This window comes from Domibacillus sp. F004 (genome assembly GCF_057814295.1).
The window spans coordinates 327,401-344,346 of sequence record NZ_JBVATB010000003.1 but is presented as its reverse complement, the minus strand read 5'-3'; the positions used below and the strand labels follow the sequence as shown (position 1 = coordinate 344,346).

At 41.9% G+C, this 16,946-nt stretch carries 18 protein-coding genes and 1 riboswitch; of the genes, 17 read left to right on the top strand and 1 reads right to left on the bottom strand.

Annotated elements, in window-relative coordinates; all coding sequences use genetic code 11:
* Positions 1-258: 258 nt before the first annotated feature.
* Entirely contained in the window at positions 259-1,116 is an 858-nt protein-coding gene (locus tag ACZYRN_RS10290) for a CAP domain-containing protein (protein ID WP_488911470.1), read from the top strand.
* A gap of 56 nt (positions 1,117-1,172) precedes the next feature.
* Here the strand turns inward: ACZYRN_RS10290 and ACZYRN_RS10285 are convergent, their stop codons facing one another.
* Positions 1,173-2,222, bottom strand: coding sequence for a tetraprenyl-beta-curcumene synthase family protein (locus ACZYRN_RS10285; protein WP_488911468.1), 1,050 nt, complete (start codon positions 2,220-2,222; stop codon positions 1,173-1,175).
* Positions 2,223-2,767: 545 nt separating this feature from the next.
* On the opposite strand from ACZYRN_RS10285, the gene ACZYRN_RS10280 reads away from it, so the two are divergent.
* The 16 genes from ACZYRN_RS10280 (at position 2,768) to ACZYRN_RS10205 (ending at position 16,916) form a co-directional block, all read left to right on the top strand.
* Entirely contained in the window at positions 2,768-3,208 is a 441-nt protein-coding gene (locus tag ACZYRN_RS10280) for a YusW family protein (RefSeq protein ID WP_488911466.1), read from the top strand.
* Positions 3,209-3,328: 120 nt separating this feature from the next.
* The gene (locus ACZYRN_RS10275) at positions 3,329-3,955 is read left to right on the top strand and encodes a class I SAM-dependent methyltransferase (protein ID WP_488911465.1); all 627 of its coding nucleotides are present in this window, start codon (positions 3,329-3,331) and stop codon (positions 3,953-3,955) included.
* A 62-nt stretch (positions 3,956-4,017) separates the two neighbouring features.
* Positions 4,018-4,476, top strand: a complete 459-nt coding sequence (locus tag ACZYRN_RS10270) for a DinB family protein (RefSeq protein ID WP_488911464.1) — start codon at positions 4,018-4,020, stop codon at positions 4,474-4,476.
* A 122-nt stretch (positions 4,477-4,598) separates the two neighbouring features.
* Positions 4,599-5,126, top strand: a complete 528-nt coding sequence (locus tag ACZYRN_RS10265) for a nitroreductase family protein (protein WP_488911463.1) — start codon at positions 4,599-4,601, stop codon at positions 5,124-5,126.
* A gap of 200 nt (positions 5,127-5,326) precedes the next feature.
* The gene (locus tag ACZYRN_RS10260; protein WP_488911462.1) at positions 5,327-6,163 is read left to right on the top strand and encodes a TetR/AcrR family transcriptional regulator; all 837 of its coding nucleotides are present in this window, start codon (positions 5,327-5,329) and stop codon (positions 6,161-6,163) included.
* 93 nt (positions 6,164-6,256) lie between these two features.
* Positions 6,257-6,925, top strand: coding sequence for a response regulator transcription factor (locus ACZYRN_RS10255; RefSeq protein WP_488911460.1), 669 nt, complete (start codon positions 6,257-6,259; stop codon positions 6,923-6,925).
* Complete coding sequence (locus ACZYRN_RS10250; protein WP_488911459.1) at positions 6,925-8,307, top strand: sensor histidine kinase; 1,383 nt, start codon at positions 6,925-6,927, stop codon at positions 8,305-8,307. The genes ACZYRN_RS10255 and ACZYRN_RS10250 overlap by 1 nt, the downstream gene beginning before the upstream one ends.
* Positions 8,304-8,837: a PepSY domain-containing protein gene (locus ACZYRN_RS10245; protein WP_488911457.1), complete on the top strand. Its 534-nt coding sequence runs from the start codon at positions 8,304-8,306 to the stop codon at positions 8,835-8,837. The genes ACZYRN_RS10250 and ACZYRN_RS10245 overlap by 4 nt, the downstream gene beginning before the upstream one ends.
* Positions 8,838-8,930: 93 nt before the next feature.
* Positions 8,931-9,437 carry a PepSY domain-containing protein gene (locus tag ACZYRN_RS10240; protein ID WP_488911456.1) on the top strand — a complete coding sequence of 169 codons (507 nt, stop codon included), beginning with the start codon at positions 8,931-8,933 and terminating at the stop codon, positions 9,435-9,437.
* A 100-nt stretch (positions 9,438-9,537) separates the two neighbouring features.
* Positions 9,538-9,730, top strand: a riboswitch (cobalamin riboswitch).
* Between the two features lie 281 nt (positions 9,731-10,011).
* Positions 10,012-10,734 carry an energy-coupling factor ABC transporter permease gene (locus tag ACZYRN_RS10235; protein WP_488911455.1) on the top strand — a complete coding sequence of 241 codons (723 nt, stop codon included), beginning with the start codon at positions 10,012-10,014 and terminating at the stop codon, positions 10,732-10,734.
* Positions 10,731-11,009, top strand: a complete 279-nt coding sequence (locus ACZYRN_RS10230) for an energy-coupling factor ABC transporter substrate-binding protein (RefSeq protein WP_488911454.1) — start codon at positions 10,731-10,733, stop codon at positions 11,007-11,009. The genes ACZYRN_RS10235 and ACZYRN_RS10230 overlap by 4 nt, the downstream gene beginning before the upstream one ends.
* Positions 11,006-11,668, top strand: a complete 663-nt coding sequence (locus ACZYRN_RS10225; protein ID WP_488911453.1) for an energy-coupling factor transporter transmembrane component T family protein — start codon at positions 11,006-11,008, stop codon at positions 11,666-11,668. The genes ACZYRN_RS10230 and ACZYRN_RS10225 overlap by 4 nt, the downstream gene beginning before the upstream one ends.
* Positions 11,665-12,465 (top strand): energy-coupling factor ABC transporter ATP-binding protein, encoded by an 801-nt coding sequence (locus ACZYRN_RS10220; protein ID WP_488911452.1) that lies wholly within the window; start codon positions 11,665-11,667, stop codon positions 12,463-12,465. Before ACZYRN_RS10225 ends, ACZYRN_RS10220 begins: the two co-directional genes overlap by 4 nt.
* A 101-nt stretch (positions 12,466-12,566) precedes the next feature.
* Positions 12,567-13,904, top strand: coding sequence for a polysaccharide deacetylase family protein (locus tag ACZYRN_RS10215; RefSeq protein WP_488911451.1), 1,338 nt, complete (start codon positions 12,567-12,569; stop codon positions 13,902-13,904).
* A gap of 127 nt (positions 13,905-14,031) precedes the next feature.
* Positions 14,032-15,330 carry a hemolysin family protein gene (locus ACZYRN_RS10210; protein ID WP_488911450.1) on the top strand — a complete coding sequence of 433 codons (1,299 nt, stop codon included), beginning with the start codon at positions 14,032-14,034 and terminating at the stop codon, positions 15,328-15,330.
* 113 nt (positions 15,331-15,443) lie between these two features.
* Entirely contained in the window at positions 15,444-16,916 is a 1,473-nt protein-coding gene (locus ACZYRN_RS10205; protein ID WP_488911753.1) for a nicotinate phosphoribosyltransferase, read from the top strand.
* Positions 16,917-16,946 lie beyond the last annotated feature (30 nt).

Below are 16,946 nucleotides of genomic sequence, written 5' to 3'. Positions count from 1 at the left end.
TGTAAAGAATATGACAGGACATTTACACTTTTATTACTAAGGAAAGCAGTAGAAAAATCCATTGTGTTCAATATACTACTGTATCAGGGTTTAAAAGGATGGCGATTATAGGAAACTACCATTTTCAAAAGGTGGCGAAATTTGCCACGCTAGAATCCATTGCGAGAGGGAAAGAGGTCGTGCAACAATAAGTAGGCAGCCGGGGGGCAAGCACTAATAGATTAAGAAAAACATATACTTTTAGGAGGAATTTACAATATGAAAAAGAATATCCGCATGGCGACAATCGCTGGTGCTGTAACATTAGGACTTTTCACAGCAGGTCAGGCAGAAGCCGCTTCACCAACATGCAATGTCGAGGTACCAACACAAACGGTTAAACAAGTCAACGTAGATGAATTAGTAAAGAAATATAATGTTGAACAGGTCAATTTAGAGGAATTTGCAAAGAAATATAACATTGATATTCAAAAACTAGTTGCAGAGACAACTAAATCATATGCAGCCCAACCGAAAGCACCAGTAACAGAAGAAAAAGCGCCTGAAGCTCAGCCGAAAGCGCCAGTAACAGAGGAAAAAGCACCGGCAGCTCAGCCAAAAGCGCCAGTAACAGAAGAAAAAGCGCCTGAAGCCCAGCCGAAAGCACCAGTAACAGAAGAAAAAGCACCGGCAGCCCAACCAAAAGCACCTGTAGAAGCGCCACAACAGCCGCAGCAAACTGAGCAAAAAGCAGAAGCGGGAAGCGTTAGCGCATTTGAAAAGCAAGTCTTTGAATTGGTTAATCAAGAACGTGCGAAACAAGGAGTGCAAGCTCTTCAACTAGATACGAAGTTAAGTGATGTTGCGCGTACAAAATCACAAGATATGAAAAATAAAGGCTATTTCTCTCATCAATCTCCGACATACGGATCACCATTTGATATGATGAAACAGTTTGGCATTACGTACAAATCAGCTGGTGAAAATATTGCAAAAGGACAACAAACACCAGAAGAAGTAATGGATGCTTGGATGAATAGTGATGGACACCGTAAAAATATTTTAAGTGCCGATTTCACGCACATCGGTGTTGGATATGTAGACGGCCACTGGACACAAATGTTTATTGGAAAATAAAAAGGGTCCCTTCCGAAATAATTATTCGGAAGGTTTTTTTTTTGTTTGAGACCATTTTAAGCTTGACGATATATCCAACTATTTAGATAAAAAAATAGAGTAGGCAACCCGCCGAAGCGGATAAATCGTTTAGCTGTTCGTTTTAGTTCCTTATCTTCTTGAACTTTCTTATCTGCTAGATAAATAGCGATCAGACCTTTATTAACAAGTTGATGAAATTTCCAGTCCGGCAAACTTAAGATGCTTTCCTCCGCCTTTTCTTTAAAATATTTAATTCGTTGGACCATTTTTTCTTCACTTTCATAATAGAAGACAAAATTCAAATCATTCTCTTTTCGGTCTTCTTCCTGATCAATAAAATAATCAAGCATAATATGCAAGCCTTGAATCCAAGGGAAATATCCGTTTTTTAATACGTTTACCTTTTCTTCATTCAAATGGGAGGACGCATAGGCAGCAAAACAAAAAATCCCCAATGTAGAACCTGCACAAGCAGAAAACTCATACCAAGTCATAGCAGGTACCTCATGCTTATGCTTAGCAAACCAATTTTCTAATAATTCAACACGTTTACTTTTCTCAACATGTTTGAATACTTGTAAATCACAATAGTAATCCGCTAATTGATACATGGCATTTTGGGTATTTTGAAATCCAGGCAGTTTTTTCAAAATATTTTGACAAGTTAGCACAAGAGAAGCCAAATATCCGCCATCGTCTTGCTCGTTCCGATATTGATAATAATTTTCTGGTTCTTTTCCAGGAGTTAAAGCATCGTGCATAGACCGATGAAGCATCCGAAAATCTCTTTCTTCTAAAGATGTGCTTCTGTCACAAAGATTATCTAAGTAGTCGCTGATCGTTTGATAGGCCACAATAAACCGAATGATGTTGCTGCGTTCTTTTCCAGCAAGCAATCCATACACTGCCCCGCCTTCACAGTGGAAAGCCTTCTCTTTAATGCTGGAAAGCGCTTGTTTTCGTAATTCCTCATTCGGGATCTTGTTAGCCTTCTCCCGCCATTCATTTAAATAATGATGAGCGTCGGGAATAACTTTTTGCTGTATTTTGTACAACAATGTCCATGGCTTTGTTGGCACTTTCAAGGCGCACCCTCCTAAATGAATATAAAGTGAAATGGTACATATAGCCATGTGAATGGCCTTTTATCAATGAGACACTTTCCTTGATCCAGCAATTCCTTGCACTATTTTTGAATAAATAACTTCAAATGTTCAAGCTTCTTTGTCAGTGCTAAAAGTTAGAAATGCTTGCTATTATCGCAAGTTTTGTAGACACTTATACGTATTCGACTTCTTAGAAGATACTCCTTTAAGAAGATTCTTTTCTAGTAGACAGAGAAGAGATGAGAAGTTCGTAATTTCACCTGCTTCAGTTCATCATGAATTCGCCATTTGCACGATTGAAATGGCAGGATTCGTTTGATGAGGTGAACACCTGCGCTAGAACCTTGATGGAGCGCAAGAAATCATTTTATCCGGATCGAACTTTTTATATAATGTGCGGAAAGTTGCTTGAAGACCATACGTGGCATTGATGATATCAGAAAGAGTATGAAGAGGATGTTTAATGATGACTGTTCCTGGACATCAATAAAGAGAAATCTTTAGTGATGCAAAGGAGAGATAGGATGTATAAATGCATAGCGCTTGTTTCGATGACTGTTTTATTGCTTGCAGCTTGTGGTGACAATGAAGAAGTAAACAATCCGCCGGAAAACGCACCGACAGAAGGGACAGAGCAGACAGCAGATGCAGCGTACTCTTTTACATCATTTGAACTAGATGCAGACTATGCAAACACAAATGATACGCTCGATGTTAGTTATGATAACGAAAAAAATGACATAGAAGCTTCTTATGAAGATAAGGAAAATAAAAAGAACTTGACCGGTAATGATGCAATGAAAGAGCTTGAAAGCAAGTTTTCATCATTTAGCTTTGATGAAAACACGCCAGATGAGGAAGTGCTGACAGCTGTCGCGGAAGCATTTAATATTCCCGAAGATGCCAAAAGAGTTGAAGTTGAAATCCAGTATGCAGATGGTACGGAAAAAGAATACAAAAAGTAATGATTGTAAGCCATTAATAGCGTCCTTCTAATGAAGAAGGGCGCTTTTTATGTGGAAAAACTGATAAAATAAACAGAGAGAGATGATACAGGAGTTGTTCGAGAAAAGGGGCCATTAATTATGAAGAAGACAGAGGAACGGATTTGGCCGGATGAGATGGACGTAATGAATGGAATGCTGCTTGAGCATATTGCACGTTATCAGTTTGCGATTCATTATGCAAAAGGGCGGGTGCTGGATATTGCGTGTGGAAGCGGATTTGGTACGCAGATTATTGCGAAAGCAGCAAAAAGAAGGCTGACGGAAGTGATTGGTGTTGATCTGGACGAGGAAACAATTGATTATGCAAAAGGACGCTATTACCATCCGCTTGTTACATTTAAAGCATATAATGCGGTAGATCCGAAGCTTCCTGAGAAATTAGGGGTGTTTGACTCTATCTTTAGTTTTGAAACGATCGAACATTTGCAAGAAGAAAGCCTCTATCTTGATCATTTGTATACGATGTTAAAGCCAGGGGGAACGCTAATTCTCTCAACGCCGTTTGGCCACGGACGCGGGCAGCCCACGTTGGAAAAATTTCATGTACATCAGTTGACAGAACAGGAGTTTTTCAGCACATTTAATCGTTATGAAACGGTAGAATGTTACTATCAGAGAGGTGTGTTAGTTGAACCAATACCCGGGAGGAAAGGACGGCATTACCCAATTGGAATTGTCGTTTGCAAGAAAAAGGAAGCAGAATAGTTTGCATGATAGGAAGTATGTATTATGATGGGATTGTATATTTACATAAAGGAGTGATTTTGATGGAAGCAATCAAACAATTTGGATTTTCACGTGCGGCTGCAATAGGTACGCTAGAGCAGGCATCAAAGGAAAAATGGGATGAGCAGCCGTCCGGCTACTCGAATACAATTCGCTGGAATGCAGGCCATATTTACTTTACAGCAGAAGCGCTGCTACATATGGCGGATGACAGCTATGAAATCGAACGTCCCGAATGGGGTGCTCTATTTGCGACGGGAACGCGTCCATCTGAGTGGACAGGCGATATACCGGAAGCAGAGGAGATTATAAAGGCACTTGAGCAGCAAGCAGGCCGTGTTAAAGCGCATTTTGCAGAAAAAAGAAGTGCTGAAGCATCAAAACCATTGAACATTCGCGGTTTTGAGATGACGACAGTTGAAGCGATTCTTCAGTTTGTCACATGGCATGAAGGCGTACACAGCGGAATCATTAAATCATTAACAAACACATTGAAGTAAGTAAAAACGCCCTCGCCGATTTTAGACGAAGGGCGTTTTTAGCAATAAAATCATTCAGTAAGATCTATCTAATTAAGTCGGTCAGAAAAGTTCGATAAATCAGCGTAAGAAGGGGAATAGAAATGAATGTCCATGAAGCGATTGAAGGACGCCGGGAAATAACGGCCTTTGCACCACTAGAAATTGAGAAAGACGCATTGAAGCGAATTGTTCGCGCTGGATATTTGGCGCCAGCTGGAAATAACTTGCCGTCGCGTGAACTGATTGTCGTGACCGATCGGGACAAGTTAGTTCATTTATCAAATGCCACTCCCTTTATGAAATGGCTTGCGGATGCTGGTGCCGGAATCGTTATTACCGGGCGTCCAGATGTAAGTAAATATTGGCTGCAGGATGCTTCCATTGCTTCCGGGTTTATTTGGCTGGCGGCTGAACAAGAGAATCTTGGTGCCGCCTTTGGAGCGATTTATCACTCGGAAGATGCAGAGGAGTCTGGAAAACGAGAAAGTCACGTTCAAGAGGCACTCGGTATATTAGAAGATCGACGTATTTTAGCTATTATCGGCATCGGGCACATCGGTGCAAAACCGAAACCGAAGAAGCATGTGCCATTTGAAGAGATTGTTCATTACGAAACATTTAAAAGATAGAGGGCGCAAGAAAAGAAGAAAGCTGGTCAGAAACAGAAACAAGGTCAAACTGTCCATTCGGAGCCCTTTATTTCTTCACTCACTAGACGCTTATTCCAGCAAGTATACGTGCAGTACAATAATTTTTAAAGTGTTGAAATGAGGGAGGTTCGCTAATGTATACTTAAACTATGAGTTTAAATCGAAGGAAGTGTAACGTATTGAATGAACGAAAGAAAAAAGTAATGGCGGCCGCACATGCTCTTTTTGTTGAAAAAGGATATGCTGCTACATCCGTGCAAGATATTCTAGAGAAAAGCGGTATATCAAAAGGGACGTTTTATAATTATTTCTTATCGAAGAATGAACTGTTAATAAGCATATTTGAAAAAATTAATAATGAAACAGAGGAACAGCGGACAAATATGCTGGTGGGGCGGTCGGTTCATGACAAAGAAGTATTTATTGAGCAGATTAAAGTAAAAATGGAAGTGAATAAAGAGAATAACTTGTTCGTGCTTTTTCAAGGCGTATTTATGTCCGAGGATACCGATCTGAAAAAGTTTGTAAAGCAGCATCATTTAAATGAACTGCGCTGGGTGCAAAGAAGGCTGATTGAAGTATTCGGTGAAAAGGTGCGGCCTTATTCAGTAGATTTAGCGGTTATATTGTTTGGTATTGTGCAAAATACAGCTCATTTTGTTGTGACAGTAGAAGAAAACAGGGATCTTAATGCGATGATCAGCTATGCGATGCGACGCATCGAATCAGTCGTGAAAGATGTGATAAAAGCAGATGATCAGCTTTTTGATTCACGTATTTTAGAACGGTGGATGCCGGAAAAAGCGTTGCATCATGAAAAGAGGAAAAGTGAACTGATGCAAAAAATTAATGTGATGCGGGAGAAGGGAGGCTCTGCTCAAGAAGAACTTCTGTCTTTTTTACAAGATGAATTGCAGGCGGCAGAGCCACGCCATCGTGTCATTGAATCAGTACTGGAGAATGTAAAAGAAAAGGAAGAACTAAAGACACTGATTTATGATTTTTTAAATGAATGAACGAAAGGACGGTTCCATGCGGACGGTCCTTTCTTATAGACAAAATACATAGATGCAATGATCATAAATAGTAACGAAAGGGGAGACCTGGATGTGAGTGCACAGCGTATATTAATTGTAGAAGACGAGGAACGGATCGCCCGCGTGCTTGAACTTGAACTGGAGCATGAAGGGTATGAAACGAAAAAAGCATTTGACGGGCTTGAGGGAATAATGGCTTTTCGTGAAGGGACATTTGATCTCGTACTTCTTGATGTCATGCTGCCGGGAATGGATGGCATGGGTGTTTTACGCCGCATACGTCAAGGAAGCGACGTGCCTGTTATTATGTTGACCGCGAAAGATGCAGTGGAGGATAAAGTAGAAGGTCTTGATATCGGGGCGAGTGATTATGTAACAAAGCCGTTTGATATGGACGAATTGCTTGCAAGAATTCGGGCAGCCCTTCGCAAATCGATTCAGACGACTCACCTCATAGCGGCTGATCTATCCGTGAATGAAGAGTCACGTGATGTCATACGTGCCGGTAGATCGATTGATTTGACACCGCGTGAATACGATTTGCTTCTTTATTTACTGAAAAATAAACGTCATGTTCTATCGCGTGAACAGCTTCTCGATGGTGTGTGGGGGTATGATTACTATGGGGACACGAATGTGGTCGATGTGTATATTCGCTATTTGCGGAATAAAATGGATAAGCCGTTTGATATACCGCTCATTCATACAGTGCGCGGTGTCGGCTACGTATTAAAAGATTGATGAAGTTAAAAAATAAAATTCATCTCGGCACGAGTGTACTGCTCATTGTGATCGTTATCGTCATGAATACAGCGGTTTATTTTGCCGCGGGGAGTATGCTAAAAGAAGCAGATATTGACCGGACAGCGGCAGAAGCGCGACGAATGATGACCGGCATTTCGAATCCTGCGGCTTCCGTGTCAAGTGCTGATTTGCTTCGAGCCTATGCACCAGCAGACGGGATGGTACGCATCATTTTACCGAGCGGGGCAGTAGACGGTGTATCCGTCTCATCCGGAGCTATCAAGCTGCGCGATATTAAAGCTGTATACGAAGCGGGTGAACAGCGAAGGGTGATCACGCTTGGAAGCGCGCGCTATGCACATGTGGCAACGCCCATCATTTGGCGAAGCGGCGATGTAGCATCATTAGAAATAATGGAGAATTTGCAGGCGACTGATCGCATTCTTGATATTTTGCGTATCGTGTTAATCGCCGCTTCTATTTTAGCCGTTATTCCAGCTGTCATATCAGCGCGTGTACTCGGCGCGGTCATTTCGAATCCGATTGCGAATATGACACAAACGATGCGCCGCATTCGAGAAAGCGGCCAGTATGAACAGATTGAAATAAACAGGCAACAAAATGATGAATTGAATGAAATGGCCAAAACGTTTAATGATATGATGGATCAATTGAAAAAAAACTATGTGAAACAGGAAGCATTTGTACAAAATGCGTCGCATGAATTAAAGACGCCGCTGACGGTTGTAGAATCGTATGCGAATTTGTTAAAGCGGCGCGGAAAAGACCGGCCGGATTTATTTGATGAATCTGTTGAGGCGATTTATGAAGAAGCCATTCGGATGAAAGAGTTGACACAGCAGTTATTAACACTTGCGCGGCGTGATGAATCATGGAACATTCAAAAAGAGCCTGTACACGTGGCATCATTTGTGAAAGAAGCAGCGGAGTCGTTTGAAAAGGCATATGGCCGCCGTGTTGATGTGGAAGTACATACGTCTTTTACCGTAGTAACTGATCGTGTGAAGGCACGCCAAATTTTGTATATTTTTCTCGACAATGCTCGCAAATATTCAGATGACGATATTCGCCTTCTTGCTGACAAATATGAGATTCGTGTCATCGACAAAGGGATCGGTATTCCATCTGGTGACATCGATAAAATTTTCGATCGTTTTTACCGAGTCGATAAAGCACGTTCGCGCAAAACGGGCGGGTTCGGTCTAGGTCTGTCACTTGCTAAAGAGATGGCGGCGGCAATTGGAGCGGATGTGAAAATAGAAAGTGAAGAAGGAAAAGGGACGACTGTGATCATCACTCTCAGCGATATCTCAGAAAAATTGGCTACAATGAAAGAAAAACGGAGTGAAGAAACATGAAAAAAGGTTGGATCACAATTGTTATCATAACAGCAGCGGCTGCCCTTTTCTTTCTGTATCGCACTGTGCAGACACCTGACGTGACGATGGCGGAAGCAGGTGAGCAGTTGGCCGAGCGATATAGCGGAACGTTGATAAAATCAGCCGAGGCAGGCGGGCAGTATATGTATACAATTGAAGTAGCAGAAGGCAAATACGAAATGATTGTTGACAGGGAAACGGGAGAGCTGCAGGAGATGACTCGGGTATCAGAGCCAGTGGTGGAAAATGCAGCAAAGCCGCCGATTGATGAAGAGTATGCACATAAAGAAGAAATAGCCCCGGCGAAGGAATCAAGACTGTTGACAGAAGCAGAAGCAGGAGAGATTGCGCTCGGTGAAGTACCTGGTACGATCGATGAAATTGAAGTAGGTGATGAGGAAGAAGCCGGTTCGTTTATTGTCGATATTAATCTTGCAAACGGTGACGAGGCAACCGTGCAGGTGAATGCCATTTCAGGTGAGATCATGTCTATTTCATGGGATGATTAAATCCTCTCATCAAATTCTCATTTTTCTATCCTTATTTTCTCATCTTGCGTAGCTATGATAGAAGCAAGATCGAAAAACAAGGAGGAAAACAACATGAAAAAACGTACAATGGCAGGCGGATTATTGGCATTAGGACTTATTGGTGGAGGAGCGATATGGGGCATTCAAACAGATAAAATTCAAGCGGAAGTGCCAGGCATGGATGCGAAATTGACGATGGAAGAAGCGAAAGCGATCGCAGAAAAAGAAACGAAATCGTTTGTTGAAAGCATTGAACTTGAGAGTGAATGGAACGGACCTGTGTATGAAGTAGATACCAAAGGCGATGATCTCGATATTGATGGAAATACAGGGGAAATAGTAAAATCGAAACATGATGATGATGATTTTGACGACAACAAAGAGGCAGTGAACGTAACGGTTACACAAGAAGAAGCGATTGCGGCTGCGAAGAAAAAAGTAAAAGGTGACGTAACCGAAGTGGAGCTTGACGACGGTCGTTATGAAATTGAAATTCGTGACGGTAAAAAAGAAACGGATGTGTATGTACACGGCGCAACGGGTGACGTGATGGTGGGTGAAATGGATACAGATGATTAAATTAAAAAAGCGCCCGATGAGGTGCTTTTTTACTCACTTACTCAATTTTCCCTTGTCAAAATAGCTGGTTTCCTGCTATTCTGAGGTACAATAACAAAACTAAATATGAAACACTAAAAGTGCCCGGAGTTCGAACGTCCGGGATAATAGGGAAATCGGTGTGAATCCGATGCAGCCCCCGCTACTGTAAGCGCAATGAAATTGTCCATATCCACTGGTGAAATATTACTGGGAAGGAGGACAAAAGTAAAAGGACCGCAAGCCAGGAGACCTGCTTTTAATGCCTAAACATCATTCTTCGGTGGGAAGAACGGGATGAATACGCATAAAGTATGTCTTTTTTTGCGATTTTCTGCCCCCGCTCCCACTGAAGAAGCAGGGGCTTTTTGCGTTTTTCATAAAAGGAGTGATTGGTATAGGTCAAGATAGAATTTAACCGAAATGAATCGGCACGTTCTTATTTGCAAAGGCTCGATGCCAGACCATCATGAATATGCATAAATGTATTCAACAAAGAATTTGCTGCTGCTTTTATCGCTGCAGCCCATTCATTTAATCGAAAAGAGGTTACTGTATGAATAAATTAATTATTTTATTGCTTGCTGTCTTTTTCTGGCTGAACTCATACACAGAACCGGCAGCGATGCACATTATGGAAGGGTTTCTGCCTATAGGATGGGCTGTTTTCTGGTGGATCGTGACCATACCATTTTTTATATGGGGATTAAAAACGTTAAAAACAGCTGTTGATGAAAACCCGGAAGTGAAGCTTATGATCGGTTTCGCAGGCGCCTTTGCGTTTGTTTTATCCGCATTAAAAATTCCTTCTGTGACCGGAAGTAGTTCGCATCCGGTCGGTACAGCACTTGGTACAATGATGTTTGGACCGGCAGCAATGACGGTACTTGGTATGATTGTTCTGCTGTTTCAGGCTCTTTTGCTTGCGCATGGCGGTATTACAACGCTCGGTGCGAATGCTTTTTCAATGGCGGTTGCCGGTCCATTTGCCGCGTATGCCGTGTACCGTGTGTTAAAAAAAGCTGGAGTGAAAGCGGGAACGAATGCTTTTTTCACGGCCTTTGCGGCAAATATCGTTACCTATACAGTTACGTCTTTCCAATTGGCCCTTGCCTTTCCATCTGAAGCGGGCGGGGTATATACATCATTTCTTGAATTTGCGGGTATTTTCGCTGTAACACAAGTATCGCTTGCTGTGTGTGAAGGATTGCTGACAGCCGCTGCCGTTAATTGGTTAGAGAAGCACCGTACATCGCTGAAAGGGGTTCATTTTTCATGAAAAAAAACATCATCTTACTTCTGTTAGCCGCAGCAATTGCCATCATTCCGCTATTTATGTGGCAGGACAGTGAATTTGGCGGGGCAGACGGTCTTGCAGAAGAAAAAATCACAGCTATTCAAACCGATTATAAACCGTGGGTCGCTCCCATTTTTGAACCGCCAGGCGGTGAAACGGAGAGTCTTCTTTTTTCATTGCAGGCTGCCATTGGCGCTGGTGTAATCGGATACGTAATTGGGACGATCCGTACGCGTTCGAAAAGAGAGAAATCATGAATGTACTCAACCGTGCGGCATACAACAGTCGTTTCGCCCGCATTCATCCTGCTGAAAAGGCGGCTGTCTGTTTACCAATGCTGCTCCTCTCTTTAATATGGCGAGAACCTGCCGCAACATTTTTTGTTGTGATCATGGCTTCCATGTTTGTTTTTTTGGGCGGTGTATCACTCATTTTATATATTCGACTTTTACTGGCGCCGGCTGCGTTTATTTTAGCCGGCGTTTTGCCAATTGCTTTTTCTTTTGATGGCTGGTTATCTATATACGCAAATAAAGAGTCCATACAAGAAGCTATGACGACAGCTTGCGCGGCGTTTGCTTCTGCGGCCTCTCTCTACGCATTTATTTTGACAACGCCTTTTACACAAATCGTCTGGTTGATGAATGTGTGTAAACTGCCGTCATTATTTATTGAAATTGTGGCACTCGTCTATCGCTTTATTTTTCAATTATGGGAAAAAAAGAGTGAGGTCATCATGGCACAGACGCTGCGATCTGGACGCCCAGGGATTCAAATGGCTGCGAGAGCCGCCGTTCATATTTTTACATCAACATTAATGGAAATGAATGAGAGGCAGCACGCTGTCGATTTACGTGGCGGCTTGGACTATATTCCATCGTCTGAATGGCAATCATTTTGGAGGAAAAAGAAATGATCGAATTAAAAAGTATTTGTTCCGTTTATCCAGATGGAACAGAGGCATTAAAACAAATCAATACAACGATCAAAAGCGGTGTGAAAATAGCGGTCCTCGGTGAAAGCGGGTCAGGAAAATCGACTCTTTTTCATCATTTAACCGGATTAATGAAACCAACTGCCGGTACCATTTCATGGGATGGGAAAGAGCTTACCTACAAAAGGCAGCATTTGCAAAAATGGAGAAGAAGAATCGGCTTTGTGATGCAAAATCCGGATATGCAGTTGTTTGAGCCGACAATAGAGGAAGATGTGATGTATGGACCGCTTCAGCTCGGCTGGACGAAAGAAGCAGCGAAAATAGCTGCAACGGAAGCGATGAAGGCGTGTGGAATAGATCACCTTCGTCATAAGCCGCCTCATGCACTTAGCGCAGGAGAAAAAAAACGTGCCGCTATTGCCGGGATAGCAGCGATGAATCCGGATGTATTCATTCTGGACGAACCAGAAGCGGGACTGGACCCTGCGAATGTGCGAAAACTTGTCGCTTTAATTAATGCATTCCATCGGCGTGGAAAAACCGTCATCGTATCGACGCATCATGTTGATTTTGCCTATGAATGGGCGGATGAATATATGATTTTAAACAAAGGCAATCTAGTGAAGCATGATCGGCCATCCGTTGTTTTCAGTGAGCCTCTCCCCTCTGCTTTAGACATTCCATGGGCATTCGAAATTGGACGCATATGTGGAGAAACTCCGTTGACAAAAAAAGATGCACTTCGCACACTTCGAAAAAAGATGACAAAAATGTAACAATTATTTCAAAGAAAGACTTGTGTTCCGTTCATAGATTAATTAAAATTAGGAAATGGAAGTGATAACCAAAATATGCGCGGAATAGTAGGAGATGCAAGATGAAGAAAAAAAAATTAATTCTTGTAGTGCTGGGCAGTATAACACTGTTTGTTCTGATGATCGCAGCTAACCTTCTGATGACAGGAACAGACAGCGAGAATGATGCGATCGTATGGGCAACAGAAATAAAAAAATCAAACTATGACGGTGTCGATATTAAAACGAAAGTGGCAGAAGAAAAACTGTATAATATGGCTGTCCATTATCCAGTTTTTTCCGAAACAGCTTTGAATCCAAAGGTAGAACAATATGTCCAGTCAAAAGAAACACAATTTCTTGAGGAGTTGGATATGACTGGTAATGTTAGATTACCTAAAAAGAAGGCATCTTTTACGCTTACATTCCGTCTTAATCAAACAAGTGAAGGGTTTTATTCTATTCTATTCACGATAGATACATATAATGGAACAGGCAAAAACATTGTTTTAAGCGATACAATGATAGCGGATGTGGCAGCTGAAAAGTGGATTACATCACGAGAGTTATTTATTAATCCGGAGAAAGCTGCTCGTGCATTGCGCACGCCTGTGCAAGAAGCTCTTCCGGAAAAAGAAAGACAAAGTGATGAGGTTGTTCAACAATTCGTAGGTGAGCAGGCACTGTCAAATGTGTATCTAGAAGAGCAGGAGGTAGTCTTCACTTTTAATAAAGATGAATTAATAGAAGCGAGATTGCCATTTAAAAAGATTTATCCGTTTTTGAAAAAAGAATGGCGCGAATGCTTTGCCAAAAATATAGAAGCAGAACAGAAAGCCCGAGAAACAATAGCTGCATCCAGCGATGGTCATAAGAAAAAAGTAGCCCTTACATTTGATGATGGTCCAAATCCAGACAGCACAACCGCTATTTTAAATGTGTTAAAAAAGTATGATGTGAAAGCAACTTTTTTTGTTCTTGGCAGCCGGGTTGATTTTTATCCGGAACTTGTAGACCGGATGGTTCAGGAAGGCCATGAAATTGGCAATCATACATGGAGCCATAAAGATTTAACAAAAATTACAGCAGAGGCAGTAAAGAAAGAGCTGGGTATGACGGCTGAAGCTGTTGAACAAGCGGCTGGTTTCTCGCCGATTGTGGTCCGTCCGCCTTATGGAGCGACGAATGAACGTGTGAATCAGATTATTGGCGCACCGCCTGTTCTTTGGTCGGTTGATACGCTTGACTGGAAATCACACGATCCGAAAGCTATTTACGATATTGTCAAACGGGATACGAGAGATGGCACGATTATATTAATGCATGATATTCACAAAACGACAGCTGATGCCCTTGAAGAAGTGATCGTTTATCTTCAAAAGCAGGGGTATGAACTCGTCACTGTAGAGGAACTTTACTAATAGCCCGGTCAGCAATACTGACCGGGTTTTGTTTTAAATAGAAATGCAACGTGGTATACTATGATAAAATAATCGTTTATTTTTTACCTTATAGGAGGTGTACGCCTCGTTTATTCGGGGCTTGTCATTGGAGATAATCAATTTAATCGGAGTCGCTTTATTAATCGCACTGACGGCGTTTTTCGTTGCAGCAGAATTCGCGGTTGTTAAAATGCGCTCATCGCGTGTCGAACAACTCGTCGCAGAAGGAAAACCAGGTGCGGCGGCAGTAGCGCGCATCACGACGCATCTGGACGAATATTTATCTGCATGTCAGCTCGGCATTACCGTCACAGCGCTCGGGCTCGGCTGGATAGGTGAACCGACTGTTGAGGCACTGTTGCATCCGTTGTTTGATCAATTCGAACTAGTGCCCTCTGTAGCGACGGTTTTGTCATTTATAATCGCGTTTTCGATTATCACATTTTTGCATGTCGTCGTCGGGGAATTGGCACCAAAAACAGTCGCAATCCAAAAAGCAGAAGCCGTTATGTTAGCGTTAGCTGTTCCATTAACCTGGTTTTATCGCATCATGTACCCGTTTATTTGGGTATTAAACGGATCTGCTCGTCTCATTGTCGGTTTTTTTGGATTGAAACCGGCATCAGAACATGAGTCTGTTCATACGGAAGAAGAATGGCGGCTGCTGCTATCTGAAAGTTATGAAAGCGGCGAAATCAATCAAAATGAACTAAAGTATGTGAATAACATTTTTGAATTTGATGAGCGCATGGCAAAAGAAATAATGGTGCCGCGGACGGAAATGGTCAGTTTAGCGATTGAAGACACGATGAATGATGTGATTGAGGTTGTCAAAGAAGAAAAATATACACGTTATCCAGTCATTGTCGGGGATAAAGACAATGTGATCGGTATAGTGAATTTTAAAGAAATTTTAACGGTTGCTGTGAAAGAAGAACCACTTCCAAAAGCTGAACAGCTGCGTCCTTTTATCAAACCGGTTATTCGCGTATTTGAAAATATACTTATTCATGATTTGCTTGTGAAGATGCAAAAAGAACGGACGCATATGGCCATTTTAATTGATGAATACGGCGGTACAGCCGGTCTTGTGACCGTTGAAGATATTTTAGAAGAAATTGTCGGGGAAATCCGTGATGAATTTGATACCGATGAAATTGCCGAAGTACGCAAAGTAAAAGAGGATCATTATTTATTTAACTCTAAGGTGTTGATTAGAGAAGTAAACGATCTTCTTGGCACGGAATTGGATGATGAAGCTGTAGATACACTCGGCGGCTGGTTTTTAACAGGTAAAATAGACACTAAACTACACGATAGTATTGAAGAGGATCAATGGATATTTGAAGTGACGGAAATGGATGGGCATCACATTATGTATATTGAAGCAAAAAAACTCGCCTAAGGCGGGTTTTTCTTTATTGGAGACGATAAATGACCCATGAATGGTTGCCCCCACGTGCAAAAAGGTGTAAGATGACAAGAATGAAACACGATGGAAAAGCAAAGGGAGTAGTAATGATGTCACGATATGAAGACGACAGTCTTGCCTTGCATACGGACCTTTATCAAATTAATATGGCTGAAACGTACTGGTACGACGGCATACATACAAAAAAAGCAGTATTTGAATTATATTTTCGGGAAATCCCATTTGGAAATGGCTACGGTGTTTTTGCTGGACTTGAAAAAATTATTGATTATTTAGAGAATTTTCGTTTTACAGACAGCGATATTGCCTATTTGCGCGTTCTCGGATATGAGGATGATTTTTTGTCGTTTTTAAAAGAAATGCACTTTACAGGAACATTAAAAAGTATGAAAGAAGGCGAGCTTGTTTTTGCAAACGAGCCGATTTTGCGCATCGAAGCCCCACTGGCAGAAGCACAAATTATTGAAACAGCACTGCTTAACATTGTGAATTATCAAACATTAATTGCGACAAAAGCATCGCGTATCAAGCAAGTGTTGGGGGACGAATCGGCGATAGAGTTTGGTTCACGCCGTGCACATGAAATGGATGCAGCGGTATGGGGGACGCGAGCTGCCTACATTGGCGGATTTGATGCGACGAGCAACGTCCGTGCCGGAAAGTTATTTGGCATACCTGTATCTGGCACGCATGCACATGCCCTCGTACAAACGTACAAAGATGAATATACAGCCTTTCATAAATATGCACAGCGCCACCGTGACTGCGTCTTTTTAGTCGACACGTACGATACACTGAAATCCGGAGTGCCAGCAGCTATTCAAGTAGCAAAAGAACTTGGCGATCAAATTCATTTTATCGGAATTCGTCTCGATAGTGGCGATATGGCGTATTTATCAAAAGAAGCGCGTGAAATGTTAGATGAAGCTGGTTTTCCTGACGCCCAAATTATCGCCTCTAATAACCTTGACGAGTATACTATTATGAATTTAAAAGCAGAAGGTGCGAAAATCGACATATGGGGAATCGGTACAAAAGTAATCACTGCATATGATCAGGCGGCACTTGGAGCAGTATATAAACTCGTATCTATTGAGGATAAGGCAGGAAAAATGAGTGACACAATTAAACTGTCCGCTAATCCTGAAAAAGTAACGACACCCGGCTTGAAAAGGGTATACCGAATCGTGAATACATTGAATGGTAAAGCAGAAGGCGACTATATAGCACTCGAAGGAGAAATGCCGCAAAATGAAGAAAAGCTGAAAATGTTTCACCCCGTCCATACGTTTGTAAGCAAGTTTGTTACAAATTTTGAAGCGCGTGAACTGCATGATCTTATTTTCTTTAATGGTGTACGCGTATATGATCTGCCCGCTATTGAATCGATTCGCCAGCTGACGAATGATAATCTTACGCTGCTCTGGGGTGAATACAAACGGGCACTCAATCCGGAAGAATATCCGGTTGATCTGAGCCAAAACTGCTGGGATAATAAAATGAAAAATATTCAAGCAGTAAAAGATAAAGCAATGGCTTATTCTATTCAAAAAGGATAAGGAGTTTAAAAAACGTCCAAAAGAGGCATT

Coding starts and splice junctions, on each gene's coding strand:
- ACZYRN_RS10265 (WP_488911463.1), top strand. CDS start 4,599: ATGAATGTCCATGAAGCGATTGAAGGACGCCGGGAAATAACGGCCTTT.
- ACZYRN_RS10290 (WP_488911470.1), top strand. CDS start 259: ATGAAAAAGAATATCCGCATGGCGACAATCGCTGGTGCTGTAACATTA.
- ACZYRN_RS10250 (WP_488911459.1), top strand. CDS start 6,925: ATGAAGTTAAAAAATAAAATTCATCTCGGCACGAGTGTACTGCTCATT.
- ACZYRN_RS10270 (WP_488911464.1), top strand. CDS start 4,018: ATGGAAGCAATCAAACAATTTGGATTTTCACGTGCGGCTGCAATAGGT.
- ACZYRN_RS10245 (WP_488911457.1), top strand. CDS start 8,304: ATGAAAAAAGGTTGGATCACAATTGTTATCATAACAGCAGCGGCTGCC.
- ACZYRN_RS10225 (WP_488911453.1), top strand. CDS start 11,006: ATGAATGTACTCAACCGTGCGGCATACAACAGTCGTTTCGCCCGCATT.
- ACZYRN_RS10205 (WP_488911753.1), top strand. CDS start 15,444: ATGATGTCACGATATGAAGACGACAGTCTTGCCTTGCATACGGACCTT.
- ACZYRN_RS10280 (WP_488911466.1), top strand. CDS start 2,768: ATGTATAAATGCATAGCGCTTGTTTCGATGACTGTTTTATTGCTTGCA.
- ACZYRN_RS10230 (WP_488911454.1), top strand. CDS start 10,731: ATGAAAAAAAACATCATCTTACTTCTGTTAGCCGCAGCAATTGCCATC.
- ACZYRN_RS10220 (WP_488911452.1), top strand. CDS start 11,665: ATGATCGAATTAAAAAGTATTTGTTCCGTTTATCCAGATGGAACAGAG.
- ACZYRN_RS10235 (WP_488911455.1), top strand. CDS start 10,012: ATGAATAAATTAATTATTTTATTGCTTGCTGTCTTTTTCTGGCTGAAC.
- ACZYRN_RS10215 (WP_488911451.1), top strand. CDS start 12,567: ATGAAGAAAAAAAAATTAATTCTTGTAGTGCTGGGCAGTATAACACTG.
- ACZYRN_RS10240 (WP_488911456.1), top strand. CDS start 8,931: ATGAAAAAACGTACAATGGCAGGCGGATTATTGGCATTAGGACTTATT.
- ACZYRN_RS10275 (WP_488911465.1), top strand. CDS start 3,329: ATGAAGAAGACAGAGGAACGGATTTGGCCGGATGAGATGGACGTAATG.